The organism is Frateuria hangzhouensis (assembly GCF_026410505.1).
Taxonomy (GTDB): Bacteria; Pseudomonadota; Gammaproteobacteria; order Xanthomonadales; family Rhodanobacteraceae; genus Frateuria_A; species Frateuria_A hangzhouensis.
Genome location: NZ_JAPMIU010000003.1, coordinates 115613 through 142155, shown reverse-complemented (window position 1 = coordinate 142155; position 26543 = coordinate 115613). Strand labels below are relative to the sequence as shown.

Sequence of the window (26543 nt, the reverse complement as noted above, 5' to 3'; positions counted from 1 at the left end):
ACGGTTGCTTCACGTAGTTTCAGGGTTGCCCTACAGGCATTTGGAGCCTTGGAACACATTGGAAAGGGCGTGCGCAAGCGGAACATGGAGCCGCTCCAATTGAGGAGCATCAGGGAGACGTACCATGAATCTGCGACTTACCTGTTCGGCCATCGCGTTGGCCGTTGCCGGTTCCTTCTTCTCGGCCTCGCCCGCCGTGGCTCAGCCCAACTGCAGTAGCTGTGTTCCGGCCTACGAAGGTTGTGTGGCTTCGGGTGCCACCGACTGCGACACCAGGTATCGGGTGTGTCTGCGGTTCTGCCCGTTGGCATCGGTATCGGCACCGGACAAGCCGATCAAGCAGTATTCGCCCCACGAAGGGGCGATCGAAACGGAGGACAAAGTTGCGGGAATGGCTCGCTGAAGAAACCGGGCCACGCGAAGCCTTCGCGTGGCCTCCCCCGGCCGGCGGAGCTTCCAGACAGGAGCCTTGCCGACGCCATGCAACGAAAAGGGCCTGCATCGCTGCAAGCCCTTGATGTCACTGGTGGGTCGTCCGGGACTCGAACCCGGGACCAATAGATTAAAAGTCTACTGCTCTACCAACTGAGCTAACGACCCATCAAGCGAACGGACGATTTTAGTGTTTGCCTGCGGGCCGCACAATCCCGCGCTTTTGTAGGAGCCCGCTTGTGGGCGATGCTTTTTCCAGGCGCGACAAGAGCATCGCTCACAAGTAGGCTCCTACAGGCGCTCCGGCGTCAGACGTAGTGGGTGGGATCGGCAATCCCTGCGGCGCGGAAGCCTTCGGCGCGCAGGTGGCAGGCGTCGCAGTGGCCGCAGGCGCTGCCCTGGGCGTCGGCCTGGTAACAGCTCACCGTCTGCCCGAAATCCACTTCCAGCCGCTGGCCTTCGCGGGCGATGTCGGCCTTGCTCATGCGCATCAGCGGCGCATGGATGCGCAGGCCGGCGCCCTCCACGCCGGCCTTGGTGGCCACGTTGGCCAGTTGTTCGAAGGCGTCGATGAAGGCCGGGCGGCAATCGGGATAGCCCGAATAATCCACCGCGTTGACGCCGCAGAAGATGTCGTTCGCGCCCAGCACCTCGGCCCAGCCCAGCGCAATCGACAGCATGATGGTGTTGCGCGCCGGCACGTAGGTGACGGGGATGCCGTCGCCGCCCTGCTCCGGCACCTCGATGTCGGCGGTGAGCGCGGAGCCGCCGATGCTGCGCAGGTCGACCTGCACGGTCTTGTGTTCGATCGCGCCTTGCTTATCGGCGACGCGTTTGGCGGCCTCCAGCTCCGAGCTGTGGCGCTGGCCATAGGCAACGCTCAGCGCGTGCACCCCGAAGCCCTGTTCGCGGGCGATGGCGAGGACGACGGCCGAGTCCATGCCGCCGGAGACGAGCACGACGGCCTTGCGGGAGATGGGTTGGGACATGGGAGGGTTTCCTTGGTACGGCCGGTCACCGGCCGGAAAGCACACGCGGCGTCACAGGCCACGGTGCATGAGCACCCTCCCCTGCTTGCAGGGAGGATGGGGAGGGCTGCCTCGTCAACCGGCGGCGGCCCGCCCTCCCTTGAGAGCCCACTTGTGGGCGATGCTTCTGGCGCGCTCGCCCACCGTGAGTGCCGGTAATCGTCACGAAAGGCGTCACCCGCGTCCCGACCGCCTGCAAGCAGGGTGGCGAAGAGCTTCAATGCCCCGGCGCGTCGTTCCACAGCAGCTTGTGCAACTGCATCTGGAAACGCACCGGAAGGCGGTCTTCGATGATCCATTCGGCCAGCTCGCGCGGCTGCACCGCGCCGTGCACGGGCGAGAACAGCACCATGCAGCGGCGATCCAGCCCGTGCTCGGCGACCACGCCGCGCGCCCATTCGTAGTCGGCGCGGCTGGCGATGACGATCTTGATCTGGTCGTGCGGCAACAGGTGCTCGAGGTTGCTCCACAGGTTGCGCGCGCTCTCGCCGGAGTCGGGCGCTTTCAAGTCCATCACCTTGCGCACGCGCGGATCGACGACCGAAACGTCCAGCGCGCCGGAGGTTTCCAGCGACACCTCGTAGCCGGCGTCGCACAGCTTGCGCAGCAGGATCGGGCAGCGCTTCTGCGCCAACGGTTCGCCGCCGGTGACGCAGACGTGGTGCGCGCCATGGGAAGCCACCTCGGCCACGATCTCCTCGATCGCGCGCCAGCCGCCGCCGTAGAACGAATATTCGGTATCGCACCAGGTACAGCGCAGTGGACAGCCGGTCAGGCGCACGAACACGGTGCGCCAGCCGATCGCGTCGGCCTCGCCCTGGATCGAGTGGAAGATCTCGGTGATGCGCAGGCGCTCGGCCGGCACCGTCACGGCGGGCGTCGCGCCCGCGTCACTACTCATCACCACGAACTTCAGCGAATCGCCGATTGCAGCTGCAGTCGGCGCAGGCGTTCCTGCGCCAGGCTGGCGGCGCGGGAATCGGGATACTTGCTGGCGACCTGTTGCAGCGTGGCCTTGCCGGCATCGGTCTGCTTGAGCTCGAGCTGGCTGTAGCCGACCTTGAGCAGCGCGTCGGGCGCCTTCTCGCTCTGCGGGAACTGCGCCAGCAACCGCTGGAAGGCTTCCAGCGCCACCGGGTAGTTCATCGTCACGTAATAGGACTCGCCCAACCAGTACCAGGCGTTGGGTGTGAGCGTGTTGTCCGGGTGCTGCTGGATGAAGCTGCGGAAGCCACGCGAGGCCTGCGCATAATCGCCACCGCGCAACGCCTGAAAGGCCGAGTCGTAGGCCGCCTGGGCGTTCGCATCGGGGGCCGCGGCGGGCGCGCTGGCGGCGCTGGCCGGAGCGGCGGCGGTGCCCGCGCTGGCCGGTGTCGGCGCACTCGCGGCCGAAGCCGAAGAAGCCGGGGTGCTGCCACCCGCGGCCGGGGTATTCATGCCGGCGCCGTTGCCCTCGAGGCGGCCCAGCCGCGAATCGAGGTCGATGTACTGCGCCTTGCCCTTATCCTGCAACTGCTGCAGCTCGTGGCGCAACTCTTCGACCTGGCCCTGCAGTTGCTGCACCTGCGCTTGCAGTTGCTGCACCTGGTTGACCATGCCGACGCCGCCCTGGTTCTGCGCCTGCGCCTGCGCCTGCTGCTCCAGTCGTGCCACGCGATCGGCGAGGCTCAGGCGGGAGTTCTGTGCCAAAGCCGGAACGGCAACGAGCATGGCGGACGCAATCGCGCCCGCCATGCCGAGCCTGGCCGTGAAACGCTTAGCCAGTGCGGTCTTCATCACTTCGCCGTGTAAACGATCTCGACGCGGCGGTTCTTGCTCCAGCAGTCCTCGTTGTGCTCACGGCACACCGGCTTTTCCTTGCCGTAGGAGATCACTTCGAGCTGGCTGGCCGAGCCGCCGTTGGCCTGCAGCGCGTCGGAGACGGCGTTGCCGCGGCGCTCGCCGAGGCCCAGGTTGTACTCGCGGGTGCCACGCTCGTCGGTGTTGCCTTCCAGGCGCAGGTGGGCTTCCGGGCGGTCCTGCAGGTACTTGGCGTGGCAAGCCATGATTTCCTGGAACTCGGGCTTGATCTCGGTCTTGTCGAAATCGAAGTACACGACGCGCTGGCGCAGGCAGGCGTCGGTGTCGAGATCGGCCGGGGTGTACTTGTTGCTTTCCTGCACCGGCTGGGTCTGCGGCTGCGGCTCCGGCTGGGGCGGCTGCGGCTTGACTTCCTGCTTCTTGGAGCAAGCGGCTGCGCCGATGCAGAGCAGGGCGACCAGGGCGACGCGTGCGGTCTTATTCATGGGTGACGTTCCTTCAAAACGGGGTTTGAGTTCCGACAGTCAATAACGATTGCGGTTACGGGACGGTGTTCGCCGGTGGGCCGGCTTGTTGTATGACGCTTGGTGTAACCCGGGCCAGATGCTCATCGCGCCTGGCAACCGATTGGCTGGACGCCTTGGCGGCGCCCACCAGAAGCGAAATGACGCCGAAGCGCCGTTTCGGCCCGCTCCATGGGCATTCCGCCGGAACGCTTTCGCGCCCAACGGAATTAAAAAACTCAACGCTGCCGGTACGGCCCCCAGGCCGGTTCGCGTACATCCCCGTCGGACAGCACGAGGCGCTGGCGGACCTGGCCATCGGCCGAAACGGCATACAGCACGCCACGGCGCCCTTCGGTAGCCGCGTACAACAACATGCTGGCGTTCGGTGCGAAGCTCGGGGAGTCGTCAATCGGACCGGGCGAGATGAAGCGCACCTGCCCACCCAGACTGCGATCCATAATGGCAATACGATACACGTTCCCATTGCCCTGCACCATCGCGATCAGCTTGCCGTCGTAGCTGATGTCGGCATTGGCGTTGTTCTGGCCGTCGAAGCTGATGCGGGTAGGCGAGCCGCCGCCGGCAGGCATCTGGTAGACCTGCGGCCGGCCGGAACGGTCGGACGTGAAGTAGATGGTCTGGCCATCGGCCGCCCACGTCGGCTCGGTGTCGATCGACAGGCTGTTGGTCATGCGCGTTTCCTTGCGCGTGGCCATGTCGATCACGAACAGCTCCGGGTTGCCCACGTAGGACAGCGACACGGCCAGCTTGCTGCCGTCCGGCGACCAGGCCGGCGCGCCGTTGATGCCCTTCTTGTGCGCGGCGACCAGCTGGCGCGAGCCGGTGGTGATGTCCTGCACGTAGACCTGCGAATTGCCGCTCTCGAAGGAGACATAGGCGATCTTGGTACCGTCCGGCGACCAGGACGGCGACAGCAGGGACTCGCGCGAGCGGGCCACGACCTGCGGGTTGTAGCCGTCCGAATCGGCCACGATCAGCGAATAGGTGGTGTTGTTGCCCAGGCCCACGGCGGTGATGTACGCGATGCGGGTCCAGAAGGCGCCGCGCACGCCGGTGATCTTCTCGTAGATCTGATCGGCGATCTGGTGGGCCACGCCGCGCAGGTCGCCGGCTGGCGCGGTAAACGCCTGCGAGAGCAGGCTTTGCTGCTTGTTGACGTCCCACAGCTCGTATTCGATCCGCAGCAGCCCGCCACCGGCGTCGCTGATGCGGCCGACGGTGATGTAGTCCTGCTTGAGCAACCGCCAGGTGGCGAACTTGATGTCGGCCCCGCGCGAGGGCGACTCGACGATCTCGCTCCTGGCCAGCGCGCGGAACTTCCCCGAGCGGTTGAAGTCGTTGCGGATGACGTCAGCCACGTCGGTGGGCAGAGGCGCGCCACCCTGCTGGGCGAACGGCACCACCACGATCGGCGTGGCCGTCTTGACGCCACCGACGATGTCCACGTTGAGCGCCTGCGCACCCGCGGGGCCAGCCACCAGCGCGGCCAGGCACAGCACGGCAAGGGCGAAGAGCGATTTCAATCTGGGCATGAAGGTCTCACTGCGGCCTGAAGGTAAGGGTCAGTTCGCGACTGAATACGCTCTCGAACCCCTTGTACGGCAAAGTCTTGGTTCTGAGCACGGCATTTTCGATCGAGCGCCTGCCGGCCTCGTCGTACGGACAGCTGGGATCGACCTTCGCACTCATCACATCGCCCCCGATGATCTGGACGATATGCACCGTGCATGGAACATCCGGCATGTTATCCGGACGTAACCAATTGGGCGTGACCGCATTCTGAATGGCCGCTTGATACTGGTCCGTGAGCGAGCTGTTCTGGGCGTTGTTGCCGGTCTGGCGTTGCGCGGCGCGCGGCAGGTCCGCCTCACCCTCGTCCTTGGCGTCCTTCAGGTCCTCCAACTGCTGCCTGGCCTGTTTGGCGCGGTTTTCCGCTTTCTGGCGCGCGGCGGCGGCCGCATCCATCTTGGCGAACAGGGCGTCGAGCTGCTTTTTCTGCTCTTCCTTCTTCCTGGCTGCCTGGGCATCCAGTTCGGCCTGGCGCTGGCGCTGCTTCTCTTCCTGCTCCTTCTTGGCCTGCTCGGCCTTTTCCAGCGCCTCGGCCACGATCTTCTCCTGATCGACGACGTCCGGATGCTCCGGCGGCGGCGGCAGGGTCTTGATCTCCGGCGGGGGCGTCTTGATGTCCGGCGGCGTAACGGTCGGCGGCGGCGGGATGGTCGGCACCGGCTTGGCTTTCTTGATCGCCTTCGGCGGCGGCGTGCCGGTGGCGCCAATCAACGTGGCCTCGATCACCGGGCCTTGCAGCTGCAACGGCTTGGAACAGGTGATCGGGTTCCAGCTCGCCGGCAGGTGCAGCGCGCTGAACATGCTCTCGTAGAACGAGCACGGCACGATCGCCAGCGCGAGGAAGCCGACGATGCCAAGGTGCAATACGGCGGAGAGCAGGACCGCCGTGGAGGTGCCCTTATTTTCCTGCATTGCCCGCGCCCGCGCCCTGCGGCTGGCTCATCAGGCCGACCTTGCTGACGCCGGCCTGCTGCAGGTCGGCCAGTACCTGGTAGACGCCCTCATACTTGCCGTCGCGATCCCCGGCCACCAGCACGCTGACCTCCGGGTTGGCCTTGACGAATGCGCCGACCTTGGCCTGCAGGGTGGCGACGTCGACGGGCTCCTTCTTGGCCCCTTCCAGGGTCAGGTACAGGCTGCCGTCGGCGTCGACCGAGACGATCACCGGATTTTTCTTGTCGGCCATCGACCGGGCGTTGGCTTGCGGCAGATTGACGTCGACGTTGGCGTTCATCATCGGCGCGGTGACCATGAAGATGATCAGCAGCACCAGCATCACGTCGATGTAGGGCACGACGTTGATCTCGGACTTGAGCTTCATGCGCTTGTGGCGCGCGGCGTTTCGCATGGCCATGGGCTTGCCCTCGTCAGATCGCTTCGTCGGTCTGGATCTGCCGCTGCAGCACGGAGGAGAACTCCTCCTGGAAGACCTCGTAGCGCGAAGCCACGCGCTCGACCTTGTTGGCGTAGCGGTTGTAGGCCCACACCGCCGGGATCGCGGCGAACAGGCCCATGGCGGTGGCGATCAGCGCCTCGGAGATGTGCGGGGCGACCACGGCAATGGTGACGTCCTTGACCTCGCCCAGGCCCTGGAAGGCACCCATGATGCCCCACACGGTGCCGAACAGGCCGATGTACGGGCTGATCGAACCGACGTTGGCGAGGAATTCCAGGTTGCGTTCGAGCCCGCCGATCTCGCGGGTTCCTGCCACGCGCATCGCGCGCTCGGTGCCTTCCATCACCACGCGCATGTCGTGCGTCTTGCGCTGGCGCTGGCGGGCGAACTCGCGGAAGCCCGATTCGAAGATGGTTTCCATGCCGCCGTTGTCGGCGCCGCGGCCGCTGACCTCACGGAACAGGCCGGCCAGGTCGCCGCCGGACCAGAACCGCTCCTCGAACGCCTCGGCGTTCTCCATCGCCGCCTTCATCTGCGTGTACTTGCGAAGGATGATGACCCACGACAGGAAGGAGAACACCAGCAGCAGCAGCATCACCAGTTGTACGGGCAGGCTGGCCTCGGCCACCAGCTTGAAAATGTTCAATCCACCGTTCATGGCTTGGGGCTCTCCAGAAAGCTCAGGTCTTGGGGGCGAGGCCGGGAGTGAGATCGGCCGGGATCGGCGCCGGGCGCATGCGGTTCAGATCCACGCAGGCGACCCGCACCTGGGCGCGGACCAGCTCCGTGCCGTCCGCCCGGCCGATCGCTTGATCGAACAGGATACTGGCTGAACGCCATGCTTTGACGGCGACCGTCACCGACAATTCATCATCCAGCAGGGCCGGCCGCAGGAAGTCCAGCTCCATCGCGCGGACCATGAAGGCCAGCCCGGTGGCCTCGCGGAAGGCCGACTGGTCCACGCCCTGCGCACGCAGCCATTCGGTACGGGCGCGCTCCAGGAAGCGCAGGTAGCTGGCGTGGTAGACCACGCCGCCGGCATCGGTGTCTTCCCAGTAAACGCGGACGGGCCAGGCGAAGGGGGCGGTCGGGGACATGGAGGCTCGCGGTTTGGCGGTGAACCGGGAGAGCATGCTGGTTGGCGGCCCCAGGTTCAAATCGTCGCGGCTCTTGTAGGAGCCCGCTTGCGGACGATGCTCTTCGTCGATCGATCGCAAAAGCATCGCCCGCAGGCGGGCCCCTGCAAGGGAGCGCCGATCAGCCTTCGCCGCCTTCGAACATGTCCCCCACCATCGCCTGCCGCGGCGGCGGATTGCGGCCCAGGTGCCGCCAGGCCTTGGCGCTGGCCATGCGCCCGCGCGCGGTGCGGATCAGAAATCCCTGCTGGATCAGGTAGGGCTCGACCACGTCCTCCAGCGTGCCGCGGTCCTCGGACAACGCCGCGGCCAGCGACTCGACGCCAACCGGACCGCCGTCGAAACTCTCGATGATGGTGGCGAGCATGCGCCGGTCCAGTTCGTCGAAGCCTTCGGCATCGACCTTCAGCATGGTCATCGCCGCCTGCGCCGCTTCCAGCGTGATCCGGCCGCCGGCGCGCACCTCGGCGTAGTCGCGCACGCGCCGCAACAGGCGGTTGGCGATGCGCGGAGTGCCGCGCGAGCGGCGCGCGATCTCGGCCGCACCCTCGACTTCGCAGTCGATCGCCATGATCCGCGCCGAGCGCCGCACGATCGAGGTCAGCTCCTGGGCCGAATAGAACTCCAGCCGCTGCACGATGCCGAAGCGGTCGCGCAGCGGAGCGGTAAGCAAACCCGCACGCGTGGTCGCGCCGATCAGCGTGAACGGCGGCAGGTCCAGCTTGATCGAGCGCGCGGCAGGGCCTTCGCCGATCATGATGTCGATCTGGAAGTCCTCCATCGCCGGATAGAGCACCTCTTCCACCACCGGCGAGAGTCGGTGGATCTCGTCGACGAACAGCACGTCGTTCTTCTCGAGATTGGTCAGCAGCGCGGCCAGGTCGCCGGCGCGCTCCAGCACCGGACCGGAGGTCGATCGGATATTGACGCCCAGTTCGTTGGCAATGACGTGGCTGAGCGTGGTCTTGCCCAGGCCCGGCGGGCCGAAGATCAGCACATGGTCCAGTGCACCGCCGCGCCTGCGGGCCGCTTCGATGTAGATCGACAGCTGCTCGCGCACCGCCTGCTGGCCCAGGTACTCGGCCAGGCGCTGCGGCCGGATCGAGGCCTCCAGCGCCTCGTCGTCGAGTTGGGCGGCGGGGGTGATGATGCGCGCTTCGGTCATGCGGCCATTATGGCAGGCCGGCAAAAGACCCGTAGGGTGGGCTTCAGCCCACCGGACCTCCTCGCGAGAACGACGGTGGGCCCAAGCCCACCCTACGACGCCATGCCAGCGCGGGAGAAACAAGCCTGGAAACCAGAGCAAAGGCCTCCCGCTCTCCCCAACCCTCTCCCCCGGCTGCGCCGGGGTGGCGGCGCCAAGGGCCTAGATCTCCACCTGCGCGCCCAGCTCGATCAACCGGTTGCCGGGGATCTGGAAGAACGCCGTGGCCGGCAACGCGTTGCGCGACAGGAAAACGAACAGCTTGTCGCGCCACAGCGCCATGCCGGGGCGGCGCACGTCGGCGACGATGGTTTCGCGCGACAGGAAGAAGGTGGTGTCCATCAGGTCGAACGCCAGCCCCTCGCGGCCGCACAGCGACAGCGCCTGCGGGATGTTGGGGTCCTCGGCGAAGCCGAAGCGCAGCTCCAGCCCGTAGAAGCCCCCGTCCATCGGCGTGATCTCGATGCGCTCCTCGGCCTCGGCCACCGGCGTTTCCAGCACCTGCACGGTCAGCATCACGTTGCGCTCGTGCAACACCTTGTTGTGCTTGAGGTTGTGCAACAGCGCGTGCGGCACCGCGGACTGGTTGCCGGCCAGGAACACCGCCGTGCCGGGCACGCGCAGCGGCGGGTGCTCGGCCATGTTCTCGATGAACGGCGCCAGCGCCAGCCCGCCCTGCTTGATCTCGCGCACCACCAGCTCGCGGCCGCGGCGCCAGGTGGTCATGGTGGCGAACAGGAACAGGCCCAGTACCAGCGGGAACCAGCCGCCGTCGGGGATCTTCAGCGTGTTGGCGCCGAAGAAGGCCAGGTCCACGCACAGCAGCGCCAGCGTAAGCGGGATCACCGCCGCCAGGCTCCACTTCCACATGCGCCAGGCCACCAGCATCACCAGCAGCGTATCGATGGCCATGGTGCCGGTCACCGCGATGCCGTAGGCGCCACCGAGCGCCTTGGACGAACCGAAGCCGACCACGGTCAGGATCACCATCACCATCAGCGCGCGGTTCACCCACGGCAGGAAGATGTGGCCGATCGCCTCGCGCGAGGTATGCACCACCTGCATGCGCGGCACGAAGCCCAGCTGGATTGCCTGGCGGGTGACCGAGAACGCACCGGAAATCACCGCCTGCGAAGCGATCACCGCGGCCGCCGTGGCCAACACGATCATCGGGTAGCCGGCCCACTCGGGTACCGCGTGGAAGAACGGGTTTTCCGCCGCTTCCGGCTCGTGCAGCAGCAGCCCGCCCTGGCCGTAGTAATTGAGCAACAGCGAGGGCAGCACGAAGAAGAACCAGGCCGCGCGGATCGGGAAGCGACCGAAGTGGCCCATGTCGGTGTACAGCGCCTCGGCGCCGGTCACGCACAGCACCACCGCGCCCAGCGCCACGAACGAGATCGACCCGTGCGAGGCGAAGAAGCGCACCGCGTACCAGGGCGACAGCGCCTTGAGCACCTCCGGCGCCTGGATGATGTTCCACACGCCGATCACCGCCAGAGTAAGGAACCAGATCGCCATCACCGGCCCGAACAGCGCGCCGACCTTGGCCGTGCCGTGCCGCTGCAGCCAGAACAGGAACAGCAGTACGACCACCGCCAGCGGCACCACCCAGTGCTCCAGCGATGGGGCCATCACTTCCAGGCCCTCCACCGCCGAGAGCACCGAGATCGACGGCGTGATCACGCCATCGCCGAAGAACAGCGCCGCGCCCAGCAGCGCCATCAGCATCACCACGCGCCGAGCCGCCGGCGAGCCGCCGACCGCGCGCTGGGCCAGGGTCATCAGCGCCATGATGCCGCCCTCGCCACGGTTGTCCGCGCGCATCACCAGCGTGACGTACTTGATCGCCACCACCGAGATCAGCGACCAGGTGACCAGCGAGAGCACGCCCAGCACGGTGCTTTCGGACGGATGCAGCCCGTACTCGGGGCGGAACACTTCGGCCAGCGTGTACAGCGGGCTGGTGCCGATGTCGCCGAACACCACGCCGATGGCGCCCAGGATCAGCGCGCCCTTGGCGCCGTGCAGCTGCTCGCCGCTGTCGGCGGGCGGCGGCGCGTCGCGGTTGGTGTCGTTCATGTCCACTCGTTCCTGCATCCGGCTCACGCACCCAGCGCGGCGCGCAGCGCCTTGCGGATGATGCTTTCGGCGTCATCGCCCTCGGCGGCGACCTTCTGCACCAGCCGGGTGACTTCGGCGGGCTTGTAGCCCAATTGCTGCAGGGCAACGGTGGCCTCGCCCGCCGGATCGAGCGGCGCGCCGGCGGCCGCACCGGAAGCGCCCGGCAGGCGCACACCCAGACCTTCGACGCGGTCACGCAATTCGACGACGATACGCTCGGCGGTCTTCTTGCCGATGCCGGGGATCTTGGTCAGCGCGACCACGTCGCCGGCCTGCACCAGCCGCGCGAAATCGGCGGTGGAGACACCCGAGAGCACCGCCAGCGCGATCTTGGCGCCGATACCGGAAACCTTCTGCAGGTTGCGGAACAGCGCGCGCTCGTCCTCGCGCCCGAAGCCGTACAGCGCGACGCTGTCCTCCTTGACCGCGTAGTGGGTGAGCAGGGTCACTTCCTTGCCCGTCTGCGGCAGGTCGTAGATGGTCGACATCGGCGCCTCCAGCTCGTAGCCGACGCCACCGACGTCGACCAGCAGCCAGGGCGGCTGCTTGGAAACCAGAATGCCGCGCAGTCGTCCGATCATCGCCGTCTCCAGGCCGTACGGGGAATGCCCACGCGCGCCAGGCTGGCACGCGTGTGCGCATGGGTGACCGCGATCGCCAGCGCATCGGCTGCGTCCGGCTGCAACGGTCCCTTGAGGCCCAGCAGCACGCCCACCATGTGCTGCACCTGCGTCTTGTCGCCGCGGCCGCTGCCGACCACCGCCTGCTTGATTTCGGTGGGCGCGTACTCATGCACCGCCAGGCCCCGGGCCGCCGCCGCGCAGATCGCCGCGCCGCGCGCCTGGCCGAGCTTCAGCGCCGAATCCGGATTGCGCGCCATGAACACCCGCTCGATGCCGCACTCGGCCGGCTGATGTTCGCTGATGATGGCCACCAGCCCGTCAAAGATGCGTTTCAGGCGCAACGGGAACGTCGCTTCGCCGGCCACCGCCAACGCACCGTGGAACACGTGCGTGAGCTTGCCCGCCGCGTCCACGTCGATGATGCCCACGCCGGTGCGCTGGCTGCCCGGGTCGATGCCAAGGATGCGCGTGGATGCGGGACGGGGAACGGGAAGCGGCGCGCGATCCTGCCGTTCCCCGTCCCCCGTTCCCTGGTCCCCGGCGCCCCTGCTACCCATCAGCCGGCAGCAGGGCGTTGTGATAGACCTCGCTCACGTCGTCCAGCGCATCGAGGCGATCGAGCAGGTCATTGAGCGGCTCCAGCACGTCGTCGGGCACCGCCACGCGATTGTTCGCGCGCATGCCGACACCGGCGTGCAGCGATTCCAGACCGGCGTCGGCCAATGCCTGCTGCACCGCTTCGAAGTTTTCCGGCGCGCAGATCACCGTGCTTTCGCCGTGCTCGTTGACGACGTCGTCGGCACCGGCTTCCAGTGCCGCTTCCAGCACCTTTTCCTCGGCCGCCTCGTCGCCTCCGGTTGCGAAGGTGAGCTCGCCGCAACGATTGAACTGGAACGCCACCGAGCCGGAGGTGCCCAGGTTGCCGCCGTGCCGGGTCAGCGCGTGGCGCACGTCGGCCACGGTGCGGGTCGGGTTGTCGGTGAAGCACTCGATGATCATCGCCACGCCGCCCGGGCCGTAGCCCTCGTAGCGCAGCTCCTCGCCACTACCTTCGGCGCCCGAGCCGCGCTTGATCGCGCGCTCGATGGTGTCCTTGGTCATGTTGGCCGACAGCGCCTTGTCCACCGCCGCGCGCAAGCGCGGGTTGGCGGCCGGGTCGGCAACGCCGGCGCGGGTGGCGACGGTGATTTCGCGGATCAGCTTGGTGAACACCTTGGCGCGCTTGGCGTCTTCGGCATTCTTGCGACCTTCGATGGACGGGCCTCTACCCATGGGGGAAAACCTGAACAATGGACAAGCGGGCGATTTTACTCCAACCGGGCAGTCCGCCCACAACGCACGACCGAGTCCTTGTGGGAGCCCACTTGTGGGCGATGCTCTTGCTCTGGTGCCGCAGGAAAAGCATCGCCCACAAGTGGGCTCCTACAAGGCCGGGGCGAAATGGCCGTGCTGGAGGAAATGCACCGTCTGGCGGGCCACGTCGGCCGATAGCACCAGCCCGGTATGGCTGGTTTCCACCACGCAATGGTCAGCAAGGCCGGGCAGTTGCGTCTCGGCAACCGCCACGGTGCCATCGTGTTCTCCTTCCATGTGCGCCAGCATGGCGCCCAGGCCGATCGGCACGCGGCCGGCGATCATGCCCACCTCGCGTGCACCCTCCCAACACTCCATGCCGTGTTCGAGCAGCGCGCGGTTGTGTCCCAGCAGGGCCTCGCCACCCTGGCCGAAACCGGCGAAGCCGCGCGCCGCGGCGCTGCCCTTGACCGGCGAGCCGAGGCAGACGATCCGCCCCGGCGGCAGGTCGGCCGCCTCGCGGCAGGCCTGCAACGCCAGCAGGCCGCCGAGGCTGTGGCCGACCAGGTGCACGGGACCGGGCGCATGGCGCTGCATGCGCGAATGCAGGCGTTCGACGATGCGCTCCTGCGAGGACACCACGCTCATGTAGTCGAAGCGGTCGACCGCGAAGCCCGCCTCGGCCATCCGCTTGTGCAGCAGGCCCAGCGCGAAGCCGCGCATCCACAGGCCGTGCAGCAGGATGATCTGGTCGGGCATGGCGCTGCCTGTCGTAGGGTGGACTTCAGCCCACCTTGGGGTGTGCGGCGGGGGCGCAAGGTGGGCTGAAGCCCACCTTACGGATTCCGGTCAGCCGGCCACCTTGACGTGCAGCTCCTTCAGCTGCGCCTCGGCTACCGGCGAGGGCGCGTCGGTCATCAGATCCTGCGCGCTGGTGGTCTTGGGGAAGGCGATCACGTCGCGGATCGACTCGGTGCCCGCCATAAGAGCGGCGATGCGGTCGATGCCGAAGGCCAGCCCGCCATGCGGCGGCGCGCCGAACTTGAGCGCCTTGAGCAGGAAGCCGAACTTGGCCTCGGCTTCGTCCGCTCCGATGCCGAGCAGTTCGAACACCGCGCTCTGCATTTCCGGCCGATGGATACGGATCGAACCGCCGCCGATCTCGTTGCCGTTCATGACCATGTCGTAGCCGCGGCTGACCGCCGTGGCGACGTTGGCTTTGAGGTCGGCGATGTCGTCGACCTTGGGCGCGGTGAACGGATGATGCAGGGCGACGTAGCGCTGTTCCTCGTCGTCGTACTCGAACATCGGGAAGTCGGTGACCCACAGCGGCTTCCAGCCGGCTTCGACCAGGCCGCGATCCTTGCCGACCTTCAGGCGCAGCGCACCCATGAAGTCGGTGACGGTCTTCCATTTGCCGGCGCCGACGAACACGATGTCGCCGGTCTGCGCGCCGGTGGCGGACAGCACCGCTTCCAGCGCCGCATCGTCGAGGAACTTGGCGACCGGCGAGCTGATGCCCTCGCGGCCTTTGGCACGATCCTCGACCTTGATCCAGGCCAGTCCCTTCGCGCCATATCGGCCGACGTACTCGGTCAGCCCGTCGATGTCCTTGCGCGAGAGCGCCGCACCGCCGGGCACGCGCAGCGCGGCCACGCGGCCGGCCGGATCGTTGGCCGGTTCGGCGAACACCTTGAACTCGACGCCCTTGAGCGCGTCGGCCACGTCGGCCAGTTCCAGCGCGATGCGCAGGTCCGGCTTGTCGGAGCCGAAGCGGCGCATCGCCTCGGCGTAGGTCATGCGCGGGAAGCTGGCATCAAGCTCCACATCCACCACTTCCTTGAACACGTGGCGGATCAACCCCTCGACGAAGTCCTGCACGTCCTGCTCTTCGACGAAGGCGAACTCGATGTCGAGCTGGGTGAATTCCGGCTGGCGGTCGGCGCGCAGGTCCTCGTCGCGGAAGCAGCGGGCGATCTGGTAGTAGCGGTCGAAGCCGGCCATCATCAGGATCTGCTTGAACAGCTGCGGCGACTGCGGCAACGCGTAGAACTGGCCCGGATGCACGCGGCTGGGCACCAGGTAGTCGCGCGCGCCCTCGGGCGTGGCCTTGGTCAGGATCGGCGTCTCGATGTCCTGGAAGCCACGCGTATCCAGGTAGCGGCGCAGCGCCTGCACCAGCGCGATGCGCCGACGCATCATCGCCTGCATTTCCGGGCGGCGCAGGTCGAGGTAGCGGTAGGTCATCCGCAGGTCTTCGTTGGGGTTCTCGTGCATGGCGAAAGGCAGGTCCTTCGCCGCGTTGAGCACCTCGACGCTGTCGGCCACGAGCTCCACCGTGCCGGTCTTGAGCTTGTCGTTGACCGAAAGGCGCTTGCGGATGGTGCCGGTGACCTTCAGGCAATACTCGTTGCCGACCTCGCCCGCCACCGCGAAGGCGTCCGCGTTCTCGCGCTCGACGACTACCTGGGCGAGGCCTTCGTGGTCGCGCAGGTCGATGAAGGCGACGTGGCTCTGCAGGCGGATCGTGTTGAGCCAGCCGCACAGGGTGACGGTCTGGCCGACCAGCGACTCGTCGATGAGGCCGCAGTAGTGCGTGCGCATAGGAAGCGAAACTCCGGGGGATGGTGCCGATTGAGGCGTGCGAACGGGCGATTTTAGCATCCGCGCTCGCCGCAGATGGCTCGCGCCGGCCGGTGCCGGCCGGATCCTTCGACTCCGGCCGGCGGCCTGCGCTCAGGGCTCACGGTTTCAACGGGTTTCAGAAAGATCGGTTCGCGCTGAGCGTAGCTTGCGCAAGCATGCGAAGTGGAAGCGCTGCGCGATCAGTCACTACTTGCCGCGGGCTTGCTCTCGCTGGCCGGCGCCGGGGCGGCCGCGGGCGCCGGCGCGGCGGCCTTGGCCTCGCCGTCGCCAGCCAGGTTGCGCTTCTTGTCCCCGTCCTTCTTGAAGTCGGTCTCGTACCAGCCACTACCGGCCAGGCGGAACGAGGGCGCGCTCAACTTGCGCTGCACCCGTGGCGCATCACAGGACGGGCAGGCGGCCGGGTCCGGGTCGGACAGCTTCTGCAGGCGGTCGAAACGGTGCCCGCACTGGGCACATTCGAATTCATAGATGGGCATGGGCGAAAACTCCGGGCGCGAAGCCCTGTAATCCACTGGTGCGCATTATCGAGTCAGCCGTCCCGATTTCAATGGCGCGCGCCTTGGCAGCGCCCGATCGCCGGGAGTAGCCTGCGCCGGAGGCGCGCATGGACCCCACGCGACACCCACGCCTGTGCGCGCGCCCTGGACGTCGATACGTCCCTTCGCCCCGATGCCAACCCCGCATCGCCCGCATCGTTACAGGAGTTCCCGTGATCCATTCCCGCCCCCTTCCCCGCCTCGCCCTGATTCCCGCGGCGGTGCTGCTCGCCTGCGCCCCAGCCGCCCAGGCCCAGGACACCACGCCCGCCGCGCAGAAGGCGAAGAACCTCGGCACTGTGATCGTCACGGGCACCCGCGCCGACAACCGTACCGAGAGCAGCTCGCTCACCCCGGTGGACGTGGTTTCGGCCGATCTGCTCAAGCAGACCGGCACCACCGAACTGGCCACCGCGCTGGCGCGGGTGATTCCCTCGCTCACGTTCCCGCGGCCCTCCGCCGCGGACACCGCCGATTCGCAGCGTCCCGCGCAGTTGCGCGGCCTCTCGCCCGACCAGGTGCTGGTGCTGGTCGACGGCAAGCGCTGGCACCCGGGCGCGATCATCCTGACCAATGGCGTGCTCGGCCGCGGCTCGCAGGCGGTGGATCTCAACACCATCCCGATCGGTGCGATCGACCATATCGAAGTGCTGCGCGACGGTGCGTCGGCGCAGTACGGTTCCGACGCCATCGCCGGCGTCATCAACATCGTGTTGAAGAAGGGCGCCGCAGGCGGCGACGTGAGCCTGAGTGGCGGCCAGTACGCCGCTGGCGACGGGCGCAAGTGGGAGGGCTCGGCCAACGCGGGCATCCCGCTGTCCGATGCCGGCTGGATCCGCTTCACCGCGCAGGCCGGCCACCAGGACTACACCAACCGCGCCGGTCCCAACCGCACGCGCCCGCAGGAGGGCGTCACGCAGCGCTACGGCGATCCGGAGGTCACCGACCGCAACCTGATGATCAACGCGCAGTATGACTTCGGCGGCGCTCAGCTCTACGCGTTCGGCCACTACGGCAAGCGCGACTCGGTCTCGCCGGCGTTCTTCCGCAACCTGGAGAACGCCAACGCGGTACCGTCGATCTACCCCAACGGGTTCCTGCCGCTGGAGAACGCCAACTCGACCGATCGCTCGCTGGTGGTCGGCATCCGCGGCAGGACTGCCGGCGGCTGGCGCTGGGACGTCAGCGGCAACTACGGCGGCAACCGGGTCTCCTACGCCACCTTCAACACGCTCAACCGCGCCTACCTGGAGGACTTCGGCAGCACACCCACGCGCTTCCACGACGGCATCCTGGATGCCGCGCAGCAGTCGTTCGACGTGGACATCGCCAGGGAGCTGTCGGTTGGCTGGCTGCCCAACGCGGTGACCCTGGCCTTCGGCGCCGAATACCTGCGCCAGAGCTATGGCATCCAGGCCGGCGACCTGCCCTCGTACTACACCGGCACCTCGGGCTTCTCCGGCGGCGCGCAGGGCTTCGGCGGTTACCAGCCGGCCAACGCCGGTTCTCACAGTCGCCACGACGTGGCCGAGTACCTGAGCCTGGAGACCAATCTCACCGACCGCCTGGGCACGTCGCTGGCGGTGCGTCACGAGGACTACTCGGACTTCGGCACCACCACCTCCGGCGCGCTGGCCGCGCGGTTTGACTTCACCAACCGCTTTGCCTTGCGCGGCAGCGCCTCGACCGGTTTCCGCGCGCCGTCGCTGGCACAACAGTTCTATTCGTACACGTCCTCGCTGTACTTCGGCGCGGGCAATTCGCTGGGGCTGCCCGCGGGCATCTACAGCACCGGCCTGGTGTCTTCGACCAGCGGCATCGCCACCCTGCTCGGCGGTGAACCCCTGAAGCCGGAGAAGTCGCGCAACTTCACCTTCGGCGCGGTATGGAGTCCGGTCGACGGGCTGGATCTGAGCGCGGACCTCTACCAGATCAAGATCCGCGACCGCGTCACGCTGTCCAGCACGATCTCGACCACCTCGCCGGCGGTGCGCGACTACCTGGCCGCCAACGGCATCGCCGACACCAATTTCAGTGGCATCTCCTACTTCACCAACGCGGTGGACACGCGCACGCGCGGCATCGACCTGGTGGCCAGTTACCTGTTCGACGTGGGCGACGGCGCCTCGCTGCACACCACCATCAGCTACAACTACAACAAGAACGAAGTCACCGACGTGCGCCCCAACCCGGCAGTACTCGACGCCCTCGGCGTGAGCTTCCGGCGCATCGACCGGCGCGACCAGTACGGCCTGCTGGCCGACACCACGCCGCGCAGCAAGCTGATCTTCAACTGGCTCTACACCAACGGGCGCTGGAGCCTGGACAGCACGTTGACCCGCTATGGCAGCTTCACCTCGTACAACTCGACCGATCCGACGCTCGACCAGGTGTTCGACTCGAAGTGGCTGTTCGACCTGGCGCTCAACTACTCGCTGGACAAGTGGATGTTCACGGTGGGCGCGGACAACGTCTTCGACAGCTACCCGGACCGCGTGATCGAGGCCAGCGACAACAATGGCGCGATGCCCTACAGCGTGTTCTCGCCGTTCGGATTCAACGGCGCATACGTGTACGGGAAGGTGCGCTACAGCTGGTAGGCGCGCCGGGAACGGACCCGCCCCAAAGCAAAAGGCCACGCGGATGCGTGGCCTTTTGCCGTGCGCAGGACTCGCGCGCTTACTTCATCAGCTTCGCCAGCGTCTTGCCAAGGTCGGCCGGCGACTTGACCGTGGTCACGCCCGCCTTCTCCAGCGCCGCGAACTTGGCCGCCGCGGTGCCCTTGCCGCCGGAGATGATCGCGCCGGCATGGCCCATGCGCTTGCCCGGAGGGGCCGACGCACCGGCGATGAAGGACACCACCGGCTTGGTCACGTACTCGCCGATGAACTCGGCCGCGTCTTCCTCGGCGCTGCCGCCGATCTCGCCGACCATGATGATGCCTTCGGTGCCCGGATCGTCCTGGAACAGCTTCAGGCAGTCGATGAAGTTCAGGCCGTTGATCGGGTCGCCGCCGATGCCGATGCAGGTGGACTGGCCCAGGCCCTCGTTGGTGGTCTGGAACACGGCCTCATAGGTCAGCGTGCCGGAGCGCGACACGATGCCGACCTTGCCCGGCTGGTGGATGTGGCCGGGCATGATGCCGATCTTGCACTCGCCCGGGGTGATGACGCCGGGGCAGTTCGGCCCGATCAGCACGGTTTCCGGATGCTGCGCCAGCACGTTCTTCACACGCAGCATGTCCAGCACCGGGATGCCTTCGGTGATCGCCACGATCACGCGGATGCCCGCGTCGATCGCCTCGAGGATCGAGTCGGCCGCGAACGGCGGCGGCACGAAGATGACCGAGGCGTCGGCGCCGGTCTCGGCGACGGCTTCGTCCATCGAATTGAAGACCGGCAGGCCGATGTGCTGGCTGCCGCCCTTGCCCGGGGTCACGCCGCCGACGATCTTGGTGCCGTAATCGATCGCCTGCTCGGCGTGGAAGGTGCCCTGCTGGCCGGTAAAGCCCTGCACCAGCACCTTGGTGTTCTTGTTGACGAGAACGCTCATGGGAATGTCCTGTGTTCATGTCCCTGTAGGAGCGCCCTTGGGCGCGACCGCCATCCGGTCGCGCCCAAGGGCGCTCCTACAAGAGAATCATTTGGCGGCGGCGACGGCTTTCTGGGCCGCGTCGTTGAGATCGTCGGCCGGCGTGATCGCCAGGCCGGAGTTGGCCAGCAGTTCGCGGCCCTTCTCCACGTTGGTGCCCTGCAGGCGCACCACCACCGGGATCTTCAGGCCCACTTCCTTGACCGCGGCGATGATGCCCTCGGCGATGAGGTCGCAGCGCACGATGCCGCCGAAGATGTTGACGAGGATGCAGCGCACCTTGTCCGAGGACAGGATCAGCTTGAACGCCTCGGTCACGCGCTCCTTGGTGGCGCCGCCGCCGACGTCGAGGAAGTTGGCCGGCTCGCCGCCCGCCAGCTTGATCACGTCCATGGTGGCCATGGCCAGGCCCGCGCCGTTGACCATGCAGCCGATGGTGCCGTCCATGGTCACGTAGTTGAGGTTGTGCTGCACGGCGGCCGCTTCGGCCGCGTCTTCCTGGCTCAGGTCGCGCATGGCGACCAGCTCGGGATGGCGGAAGTCGGCGTTGTCGTCGGAATTGACCTTGCCGTCGAGCGCGGCCAGGTTGCCGTCCTCGAGGATCGCCAGCGGGTTCAACTCCACCAGCGACAGGTCCTTCTCGTTGAACAGCTTGTACAGGCCCAGCATGATTTTGGTCAGCTGGTTGGCCTGCTTGGCGTTGAGGTCCATCGCGAAGCCGAGGTTGCGGCACTGGTAGGGCTGCAGGCCTTCGACGAAGTCGACCACGATGGTGTGGATGTCTTCGGGCGTGTCCTTGGCGACCTGCTCGATGTCGACGCCGCCGTGCTTGGAGGCGATGAAGGAAACCGCCTTGGAGTCGCGGTCCACGAGCACGGACAGGTAAAGCTCTTTCGCGATATTCGTGGCGTCGGTCACCAGCACCAGGTTGACCGGCAGCGCGCGGCCGGCGGACTGGTAGGTCGCCATGTTGGTGCCCAGCATGCCCTTGGCGGCATCGCGCACGTCGTCGAGGCTCTTGCAGAACTTGACGCCGCCGGCCTTGCCGCGGCCGCCTGCGTGGATCTGCGCCTTGACCATCCACTGCGAGCCGCCCAGCGCCTTGGCGGCGTCGACGGCGGCATCGGGGGAGTTGGCAACTTTGCCCGGCGGGACGGCGATGCCGTACTGCGCGAACAGCTCTTTGGCCTGGTACTCGTGGAAATTCATTCCTATACCTCGAGCGAACGGGGAAACGTATCGGCCGCACGCGCGCTTGGGGCGCGTGGGCGCGGGAGAGGTCGGACGGCGGGTTCACGACGCGCTGCCGGCGTGCAGTGCGCGCGCTGCCGGGGTCACCGGGCAGGAATCACGCAATACGGCCGCGCATTTTCGCGCAAAGCCGGTCGTTATGGAAAGTGCCGCCCCCGGCGGCCCGTCCGCGGCGCCAGCGCTGGCGATGCGCGCCGGCCTGTCTATACTCGGACGAACGCCGCGCGGAAGCCGTCAACGTGACCCCCACGATACCCACCGCCGAACCGCCCGTGTTCCAGGCCGCCCGTCCCGCCGGCCAGGCGATCCGCCACGAACTGTTCTTCCTGAACTACTTCCGGCTGGCGCAGGCACTGGTTTACGCGGGCCTGGCACTGAGCTCGCCGCGGCTGACCTGGCCGACGGTCGACCAGCCGGTGCTGGCCTACGTGGTGATCGGGGTCTACCTGCTGTTCGCCGTGGGCATGCTGGCGCAGACGCGCCACGCGATGGCGAACGCACGGGTGGTGGTGTCCGGCGCGCTGGTGGTGGACATCATGGTGGCGGTGCTGGCTGCCTGGCTGATCCACGAGGCGCGCATCGGCATCGCCATGATGCTGGCGGTCAACCTGTGTACCGGCGCGCTGGTGTTGCCGCTGCGGCTATCGAGCTTCTTCGCCGCGCTGGCCACGCTGGGCATGCTCGGCCACACGCTGATCGTCGAGGCACACGGCGACGGCGACCTGCTCGAGTCGGGCCTGCTCGGCCTGGCCTACTTCGCCAGCACCACGCTGTGCCACGTGCTGGGCCGGCAGCTTCGCGCCACCGAGGCGCTGGCCGAACAGCGCAGCCTCGACCTGGCCAACCTTTCCCAGGTCAATGAGCTGATCATCCGGCGCATGAAGACCGGCGTGCTGCTGGTGGACGACGCCAACCGCATCCACCAGTTGAACGAATCGGCCTGGATGCTGTTGGGCAACCCGCCCGCCGACCAGCGCGACCTGGGCAAGCTGGCGCCGGAGCTGTCGCGCCGGCTGTACCACTGGATGACCTCCGGCAAGCTGGACGAAACGGCCACCCAGCTCGCCGATGGCGTCCCGGAGGTGGTGCCCCGCTTCACCCGCCTGGCGCCCAACGACGACTCGCATGTGCTGATCTTCCTGGACGACACCTCGCTGCTCTCGCGCCGTGCCGAGGAGCTCACCCTCAGCTCGCTGGGCCGCCTGTCCGCCTCGATCGCGCACGAGATCCGCAACCCGCTGGCGGCGATCCGCTATTCCGCCCAGTTGCTGGCCGAGTCGAAGGAACTCAACAGCGGTGATGCGCGCATGGTCGAGATCATCAACAACCATTGCGTACGCCTGAACGAGATCATCGAAAACATCCTGCAGCTCTCGCGGCGCGAGCGCTCGCGCCCGGAGACGCTGGACCTGGGCCGCTGGTGCAACGGCTTCGTCGACGAGTACAAGCAGGGCAACGACATCGGTGAGGATTCGCTCAGGGTCATCACCGGCAACGCGGCCGTGGCGGCAGTGGCCGATCCGCAGCAGTTGCAGCAGGTGGTGTGGAACCTGGTACAGAACGCACTGCGCTACGGCCGCATGCCCGGCGAGCCGGCGCGGGTGATGGTGGTGGTGCGCCAGGGCGAACATGGCGTGCCGATCATGGAGGTGATCGACCGTGGCCCGGGCATCGCGCCCAAGGTCGCGGCGCAGATCTTCGAGCCGTTCTACACCACGCACGAATACGGCACCGGCCTGGGCCTGTACCTGGCGCGGCAGATGAGCGAAGCCAACCAGGCCTCGCTGGAGTACGTGCGGGTGGCCGGCGGCGGCAGTTGCTTCCGGCTGACCCTCACGCCGCCGGCGCGGCATCCGGCCGAGGGCGGCGACGCGAACTGAAGCCGTCTTGCTCCCTCCCGGGGGGATCTCCGCAGCGCAATGCACGTGGCTGCAGGACGCCTGCAACGGTCCGCGCCTTTCGCCGGAGCCCACTTGTGGGCGATGCGCCAAGGCCTGGGCGCCAGAAACGGCATCGCCCACAAGTGGGCTCCTACAGAGGGCTTGTGCGGATCAGCGGACATGGCTAAACGCGAATCCGGCCTGTCACCCGCCGCTCGCCCGGGGGAGAGGAAGCAGCGCGTGAAGGCCGCGCTCACGCCATTTCCTGCCCAGGATCAGAGCACAGGACGGCCAAACTGCTATACCCTTCGAACGTTAACCGCTGACGAAGAGAACCATGTCCGCACAGACCGTCCTGGTCATCGACGACGAACGCGACATCCGCGAGCTGCTCACTATCACGCTGGGTCGCATGGACCTGCAGGTGGAGGCGGTAGGCACCGTGACCGAGGCCCGGCGGGCGCTGGGCGAACGCAGCTACGACCTGTGCTTCACCGACATGCGCCTGCCCGACGGCACCGGCCACGAGGTGATCGAGCTGATCGCCGCGACCCATCCGGACATGCCGGTGGCGATGATCACCGCCTACGGCAACGTCGACGCGGCGGTGAACGCGCTCAAGGCGGGCGCCTTCGATTTCGTCTCCAAGCCAGTGGACATCCAGATGCTGCGGCGGCTGGTGCGCACCGCGCTGCAGCTGGCCGAGGAGCGCAAGAGCGGTGCCGCGGCGGCGACCGGCGCGGCCGGCCGGCTGGTGGGCGATTCGCAGGCGATGCAGCAGGTCCGCGCCACCATCACCAAGCTCGCGCGCAACCAGGCGCCGGTGTACATCGCCGGCGAGTCAGGCGTGGGCAAGGAGCTGGTGGCGCGGCTGATCCACGAACAGGGCCCGCGCGCCAGCGGGCCGTTCGTGCCGGTCAATTGCGGCGCGATCCCGTCCGAACTGATGGAGAGCGAGTTCTTCGGCCACAAAAAAGGTAGCTTCACCGGCGCCAGCTCCGACAAGGAGGGCCTGTTCCAGGCCGCGCATGGCGGCACGCTGTTCCTCGACGAGGTCGCCGAGTTGCCGCTGCACATGCAGGTGAAACTGCTGCGCGCGATCCAGGAAAAAGCGGTGCGCCCGATCGGCGCGCGCGAGGAGGTGCCGGTGGACGTACGCATCCTCTCGGCCACGCACAAGGACCTGGCACGGCTGGTCGAGCAGGGCCAGTTCCGTCAGGATCTGTTCTACCGCATCAACGTGATCGAGCTGCGCGTGCCGCCGCTGCGCGAGCGTCGCGGCGACGTGCCGCAACTGGCCGCCTTCATCCTGCGCTCGCTGGCCGCCAAGAGCGGCGGCGCGCCCGGCCGGTTGCGGCCGGACGCGCAACAGGCGCTGGAGGATTACGACTTTCCCGGCAACGTGCGCGAGCTGGAGAACATCCTCGAGCGCGCCATGGCGATGTGCGAGGGCGACACCATCGACGCCGTCGACCTGATGCTGCCGCAACGCCCGCTGCGCCAGCAGGAGCCGCTCGATCCCGCGCACGGTGGCATGCATGCGCCCCAGACCGGCAGCCCGGCCGCCGCGCAACCGCCGGCGGCGCACGTCGGCCCCGGCAGCGGCGTGCCGCTGGACGATTACATCAGCAACCTCGAGCGCACGGCGATCATCAAGGCGCTGGAGGAGTCGCGCTACAACAAGACCGCGGCGGCGAAGAAGCTGGGGATCACCTTCCGGGCGCTGCGGTACAAGCTGAAGAAGCTCGGGATCGACTAAAGATCCCGCCTCGCGCGCCTTTGCTCCCTCTCCCCTTCGGGGAGAGGGCTGGGGTGAGGGGCCGGGCTTGCGGGGAACCCTCTCTGCACTTTTTGACGCAACAGCCTCCCCCTCTCCCTCCCCAACCCTCTCCCCCGGCTGCGCCGGGGAGAGGGAGCTGAAGTTATTCGCCCGCCCCCGCTTCCTGCCCACCCAACGCCTGCCGCATCGTGCGCAGCAGCTGTTGCGTATTGATCGGCTTGTCCACCAGGTAAAGCTGCTCCAGTGCCGGCAACTCCTCCAGATCCGGTGGCGCCTCGGGCCGGGCCAGCAGCAACACCGCCCGCCGATAGCCGTGCTCGATCAACGCGGCCAGCGTGCGCACGCCGGTGAACAGGTTCATGTCCGCATCCATCACCACCAGGTCCGGCACGCCGTGCGCCTCGATCCACTGCAGCGCCGCGGTGCCGCTCTGGCTGGCGTGCGGCTGGTAGCCGTAGCCGTCCAGGATGTCGACCAGCAGGGACAGCGGGCCGGCCTCCTCCACCACCACCAGCACGCGCTCGGCTTCGCCGAGCAAACTTTCTTTCTCTTCTTCTTCCGGCGCGACCGCTTCGGCCGGCGGCTCGTCCAGCGGGATGTAAAGATGGAACGCGGTGCCCTGGCCCGGCTCGCTATCCAGCCGCATCACGCCGCCATGGCTGGCGACGATGCGCTTGCAGGACAGCAGGCCCAGCCCGGTGCCGCCCTCCTTGGTGGTGAAGAACGGCTCGAACAGGTGCTCGCGCACGTGCGGCGGCATGCCCTCGCCGGTATCGGCGACGGTCAGGCACAGGTAGCGCCCCGGATGGGGCTGTTCGCCGGGCTGGAAGAAATCCTCCGCCAGTTCGTGCTCGACCGCGGCGATGCGCAATTCGCCCCCCTCGGGCATGGCCTGGATGGCGTTGAGGCTGAGGTTGAGCAGGGCCTGCTGCAGCTCGGTGTGGTTGCCTTCGAAGGTGAGCTCGCGGTCGCCGACTTCCACGTCCATCGTCACCGCGCGCGGCACGCTGCCGCGCAGCAGCAGGCCGAGCGCGTCCAGCAGCGCGCCCACCCGCACCTGCTCGGCGCGCCTCGCGCCGCGGGCGAAGGAGAGCATCGACTGCACCATCTGCAGGCCGCGCCGGCCGCAATCGCGCACCAGCGCGCCCAGCCGCGCCAGGCGCGGGTCGTCCTGGTAGTCCTGCAGGCTGTCACCGGCCAGGAGCAAAGGTTGCAGCAGGTTACGCAGGTCGTGACTGAGGCCGCCGGCAAGCATCGCCAGGCTCTCGAAGCGCTGGGCGCGGATCAGCTCGGCCTCGGCGCGGCGCTTGGCGCGCACCGACTCGGCCTCGGCCAGTGCACGGCGCACGGCGCTGGCCAGCCGGGTGGGATTCTGCTTGAGGATGTAGTCGGTGGCGCCGTTGCGCAGCGCCTCCACCGCGGCCTCTTCGCCCAGCGTGGCCGACACGTAGATGAAAGGAAGGTCCTCGTCGTGCTGGCGCAACAGCTCCAGCGCGCGCTGGCCGGAGAAGCCGGGAAGGCTCAGGTCCGACAGCACGATGTCCGGCGCGAACTCCTGCAGGCAGGCGGTGTAGCTGGCTTCGTCGTCGACCAGACGCACGTCGTATGCGATGCCGTCGGCGTCCAGCTCGGCCTGGATCAATTCGGCATCGAGCGGGTCGTCCTCGACCTGCAGGATGCGGATGGTGGGCAACACGCGCGTATTCGAGTTCGGCATGCAGTCTATTGCG

Annotated in this window: 24 protein-coding genes and 1 tRNA gene; 4 read left to right on the top strand and 21 right to left on the bottom strand. The window is 67.5% G+C overall.

The genetic code is table 11. The annotated features are described in order from the left end of the window. The first annotated feature begins 124 nt into the window (after nt 1-124). Complete coding sequence (locus OSC30_RS04285) at nt 125-403, top strand: hypothetical protein (RefSeq protein ID WP_267170593.1); 279 nt, start codon at nt 125-127, stop codon at nt 401-403. A gap of 121 nt (nt 404-524) precedes the next feature. On the opposite strand, the gene OSC30_RS04280 is transcribed toward OSC30_RS04285, so the two are convergent. The 18 genes from OSC30_RS04280 to OSC30_RS04195 all read right to left on the bottom strand — a co-directional run bounded on the left by OSC30_RS04280 (nt 525) and on the right by OSC30_RS04195 (nt 16251). Continuing rightward, nucleotides 525-600, bottom strand: a tRNA-Lys gene (locus OSC30_RS04280). A 140-nt stretch (nt 601-740) separates the two neighbouring features. Then, on the bottom strand, nt 741-1421 hold the full coding sequence (gene queC, locus OSC30_RS04275) for a 7-cyano-7-deazaguanine synthase QueC (RefSeq protein WP_267170592.1): 681 nt from the start codon (nt 1419-1421) through the stop codon (nt 741-743). 256 nt (nt 1422-1677) lie between these two features. Further along, complete coding sequence (queE, locus tag OSC30_RS04270; RefSeq protein ID WP_267170591.1) at nt 1678-2361, bottom strand: 7-carboxy-7-deazaguanine synthase QueE; 684 nt, start codon at nt 2359-2361, stop codon at nt 1678-1680. A gap of 11 nt (nt 2362-2372) precedes the next feature. Further along, on the bottom strand, nt 2373-3236 hold the full coding sequence (gene ybgF / locus OSC30_RS04265) for a tol-pal system protein YbgF (protein WP_267170590.1): 864 nt from the start codon (nt 3234-3236) through the stop codon (nt 2373-2375). Further along, nucleotides 3236-3745, bottom strand: a complete 510-nt coding sequence (pal, locus tag OSC30_RS04260; RefSeq protein ID WP_267170589.1) for a peptidoglycan-associated lipoprotein Pal — start codon at nt 3743-3745, stop codon at nt 3236-3238. The genes ybgF and pal overlap by 1 nt, the downstream gene beginning before the upstream one ends. 257 nt (nt 3746-4002) lie before the next feature. Then, nucleotides 4003-5319 (bottom strand): Tol-Pal system beta propeller repeat protein TolB, encoded by a 1317-nt coding sequence (tolB, locus tag OSC30_RS04255; RefSeq protein ID WP_267170588.1) that lies wholly within the window; start codon nt 5317-5319, stop codon nt 4003-4005. Between the two features lie 7 nt (nt 5320-5326). Then, complete coding sequence (tolA, locus tag OSC30_RS04250; protein WP_267170587.1) at nt 5327-6268, bottom strand: cell envelope integrity protein TolA; 942 nt, start codon at nt 6266-6268, stop codon at nt 5327-5329. Continuing rightward, the gene (tolR, locus tag OSC30_RS04245) at nt 6255-6704 is read right to left on the bottom strand and encodes a protein TolR (protein ID WP_267170802.1); all 450 of its coding nucleotides are present in this window, start codon (nt 6702-6704) and stop codon (nt 6255-6257) included. The genes tolA and tolR overlap by 14 nt, the downstream gene beginning before the upstream one ends. A 19-nt stretch (nt 6705-6723) precedes the next feature. Beyond that, nucleotides 6724-7410 (bottom strand): protein TolQ, encoded by a 687-nt coding sequence (gene tolQ, locus OSC30_RS04240; protein WP_267170586.1) that lies wholly within the window; start codon nt 7408-7410, stop codon nt 6724-6726. 22 nt (nt 7411-7432) lie between these two features. Beyond that, on the bottom strand, nt 7433-7849 hold the full coding sequence (gene ybgC, locus OSC30_RS04235) for a tol-pal system-associated acyl-CoA thioesterase (RefSeq protein WP_267170801.1): 417 nt from the start codon (nt 7847-7849) through the stop codon (nt 7433-7435). A gap of 160 nt (nt 7850-8009) precedes the next feature. Further along, the gene (gene ruvB, locus OSC30_RS04230; protein ID WP_267170585.1) at nt 8010-9053 is read right to left on the bottom strand and encodes a Holliday junction branch migration DNA helicase RuvB; all 1044 of its coding nucleotides are present in this window, start codon (nt 9051-9053) and stop codon (nt 8010-8012) included. Nucleotides 9054-9254: 201 nt separating this feature from the next. After that, on the bottom strand, nt 9255-11171 hold the full coding sequence (locus OSC30_RS04225; protein ID WP_267170584.1) for a potassium transporter Kup: 1917 nt from the start codon (nt 11169-11171) through the stop codon (nt 9255-9257). Between the two features lie 23 nt (nt 11172-11194). Then, a complete protein-coding gene (gene ruvA, locus OSC30_RS04220) occupies nt 11195-11794 on the bottom strand; it encodes a Holliday junction branch migration protein RuvA (protein ID WP_267170583.1) in 600 nt (199 codons plus the stop codon). Then, nucleotides 11791-12393 (bottom strand): crossover junction endodeoxyribonuclease RuvC, encoded by a 603-nt coding sequence (gene ruvC / locus OSC30_RS04215; protein WP_267170582.1) that lies wholly within the window; start codon nt 12391-12393, stop codon nt 11791-11793. Before ruvC ends, ruvA begins: the two co-directional genes overlap by 4 nt. Then, nucleotides 12386-13108, bottom strand: a complete 723-nt coding sequence (locus OSC30_RS04210) for a YebC/PmpR family DNA-binding transcriptional regulator (RefSeq protein ID WP_267170581.1) — start codon at nt 13106-13108, stop codon at nt 12386-12388. The genes ruvC and OSC30_RS04210 overlap by 8 nt, the downstream gene beginning before the upstream one ends. Nucleotides 13109-13258: 150 nt before the next feature. Beyond that, nucleotides 13259-13888: an esterase/lipase family protein gene (locus tag OSC30_RS04205; RefSeq protein WP_267170580.1), complete on the bottom strand. Its 630-nt coding sequence runs from the start codon at nt 13886-13888 to the stop codon at nt 13259-13261. Between the two features lie 90 nt (nt 13889-13978). Further along, the gene (aspS, locus tag OSC30_RS04200; protein ID WP_267170579.1) at nt 13979-15733 is read right to left on the bottom strand and encodes an aspartate--tRNA ligase; all 1755 of its coding nucleotides are present in this window, start codon (nt 15731-15733) and stop codon (nt 13979-13981) included. Nucleotides 15734-15954: 221 nt separating this feature from the next. Next, nucleotides 15955-16251, bottom strand: a complete 297-nt coding sequence (locus OSC30_RS04195) for an FmdB family zinc ribbon protein (RefSeq protein ID WP_267170578.1) — start codon at nt 16249-16251, stop codon at nt 15955-15957. Between the two features lie 233 nt (nt 16252-16484). Here OSC30_RS04195 and OSC30_RS04190 point away from each other — a divergent pair, with 233 nt between their 5' ends. After that, nucleotides 16485-18911: a TonB-dependent receptor plug domain-containing protein gene (locus OSC30_RS04190; RefSeq protein WP_267170577.1), complete on the top strand. Its 2427-nt coding sequence runs from the start codon at nt 16485-16487 to the stop codon at nt 18909-18911. Nucleotides 18912-18990: 79 nt separating this feature from the next. Here the strand turns inward: OSC30_RS04190 and sucD are convergent, their stop codons facing one another. After that, nucleotides 18991-19863, bottom strand: coding sequence for a succinate--CoA ligase subunit alpha (gene sucD, locus OSC30_RS04185; RefSeq protein WP_267170576.1), 873 nt, complete (start codon nt 19861-19863; stop codon nt 18991-18993). Nucleotides 19864-19950: 87 nt separating this feature from the next. Then, nucleotides 19951-21111 carry an ADP-forming succinate--CoA ligase subunit beta gene (gene sucC / locus OSC30_RS04180; RefSeq protein WP_267170575.1) on the bottom strand — a complete coding sequence of 387 codons (1161 nt, stop codon included), beginning with the start codon at nt 21109-21111 and terminating at the stop codon, nt 19951-19953. Nucleotides 21112-21425: 314 nt separating this feature from the next. Here sucC and OSC30_RS04175 point away from each other — a divergent pair, with 314 nt between their 5' ends. Continuing rightward, nucleotides 21426-23033: a sensor histidine kinase gene (locus OSC30_RS04175; RefSeq protein ID WP_267170800.1), complete on the top strand. Its 1608-nt coding sequence runs from the start codon at nt 21426-21428 to the stop codon at nt 23031-23033. Nucleotides 23034-23370: 337 nt separating this feature from the next. Beyond that, on the top strand, nt 23371-24792 hold the full coding sequence (locus tag OSC30_RS04170; protein WP_267170574.1) for a sigma-54-dependent transcriptional regulator: 1422 nt from the start codon (nt 23371-23373) through the stop codon (nt 24790-24792). A 163-nt stretch (nt 24793-24955) separates the two neighbouring features. Here the strand turns inward: OSC30_RS04170 and OSC30_RS04165 are convergent, their stop codons facing one another. Continuing rightward, nucleotides 24956-26530, bottom strand: coding sequence for a hybrid sensor histidine kinase/response regulator (locus tag OSC30_RS04165; protein ID WP_267170573.1), 1575 nt, complete (start codon nt 26528-26530; stop codon nt 24956-24958). Nucleotides 26531-26543 lie beyond the last annotated feature (13 nt).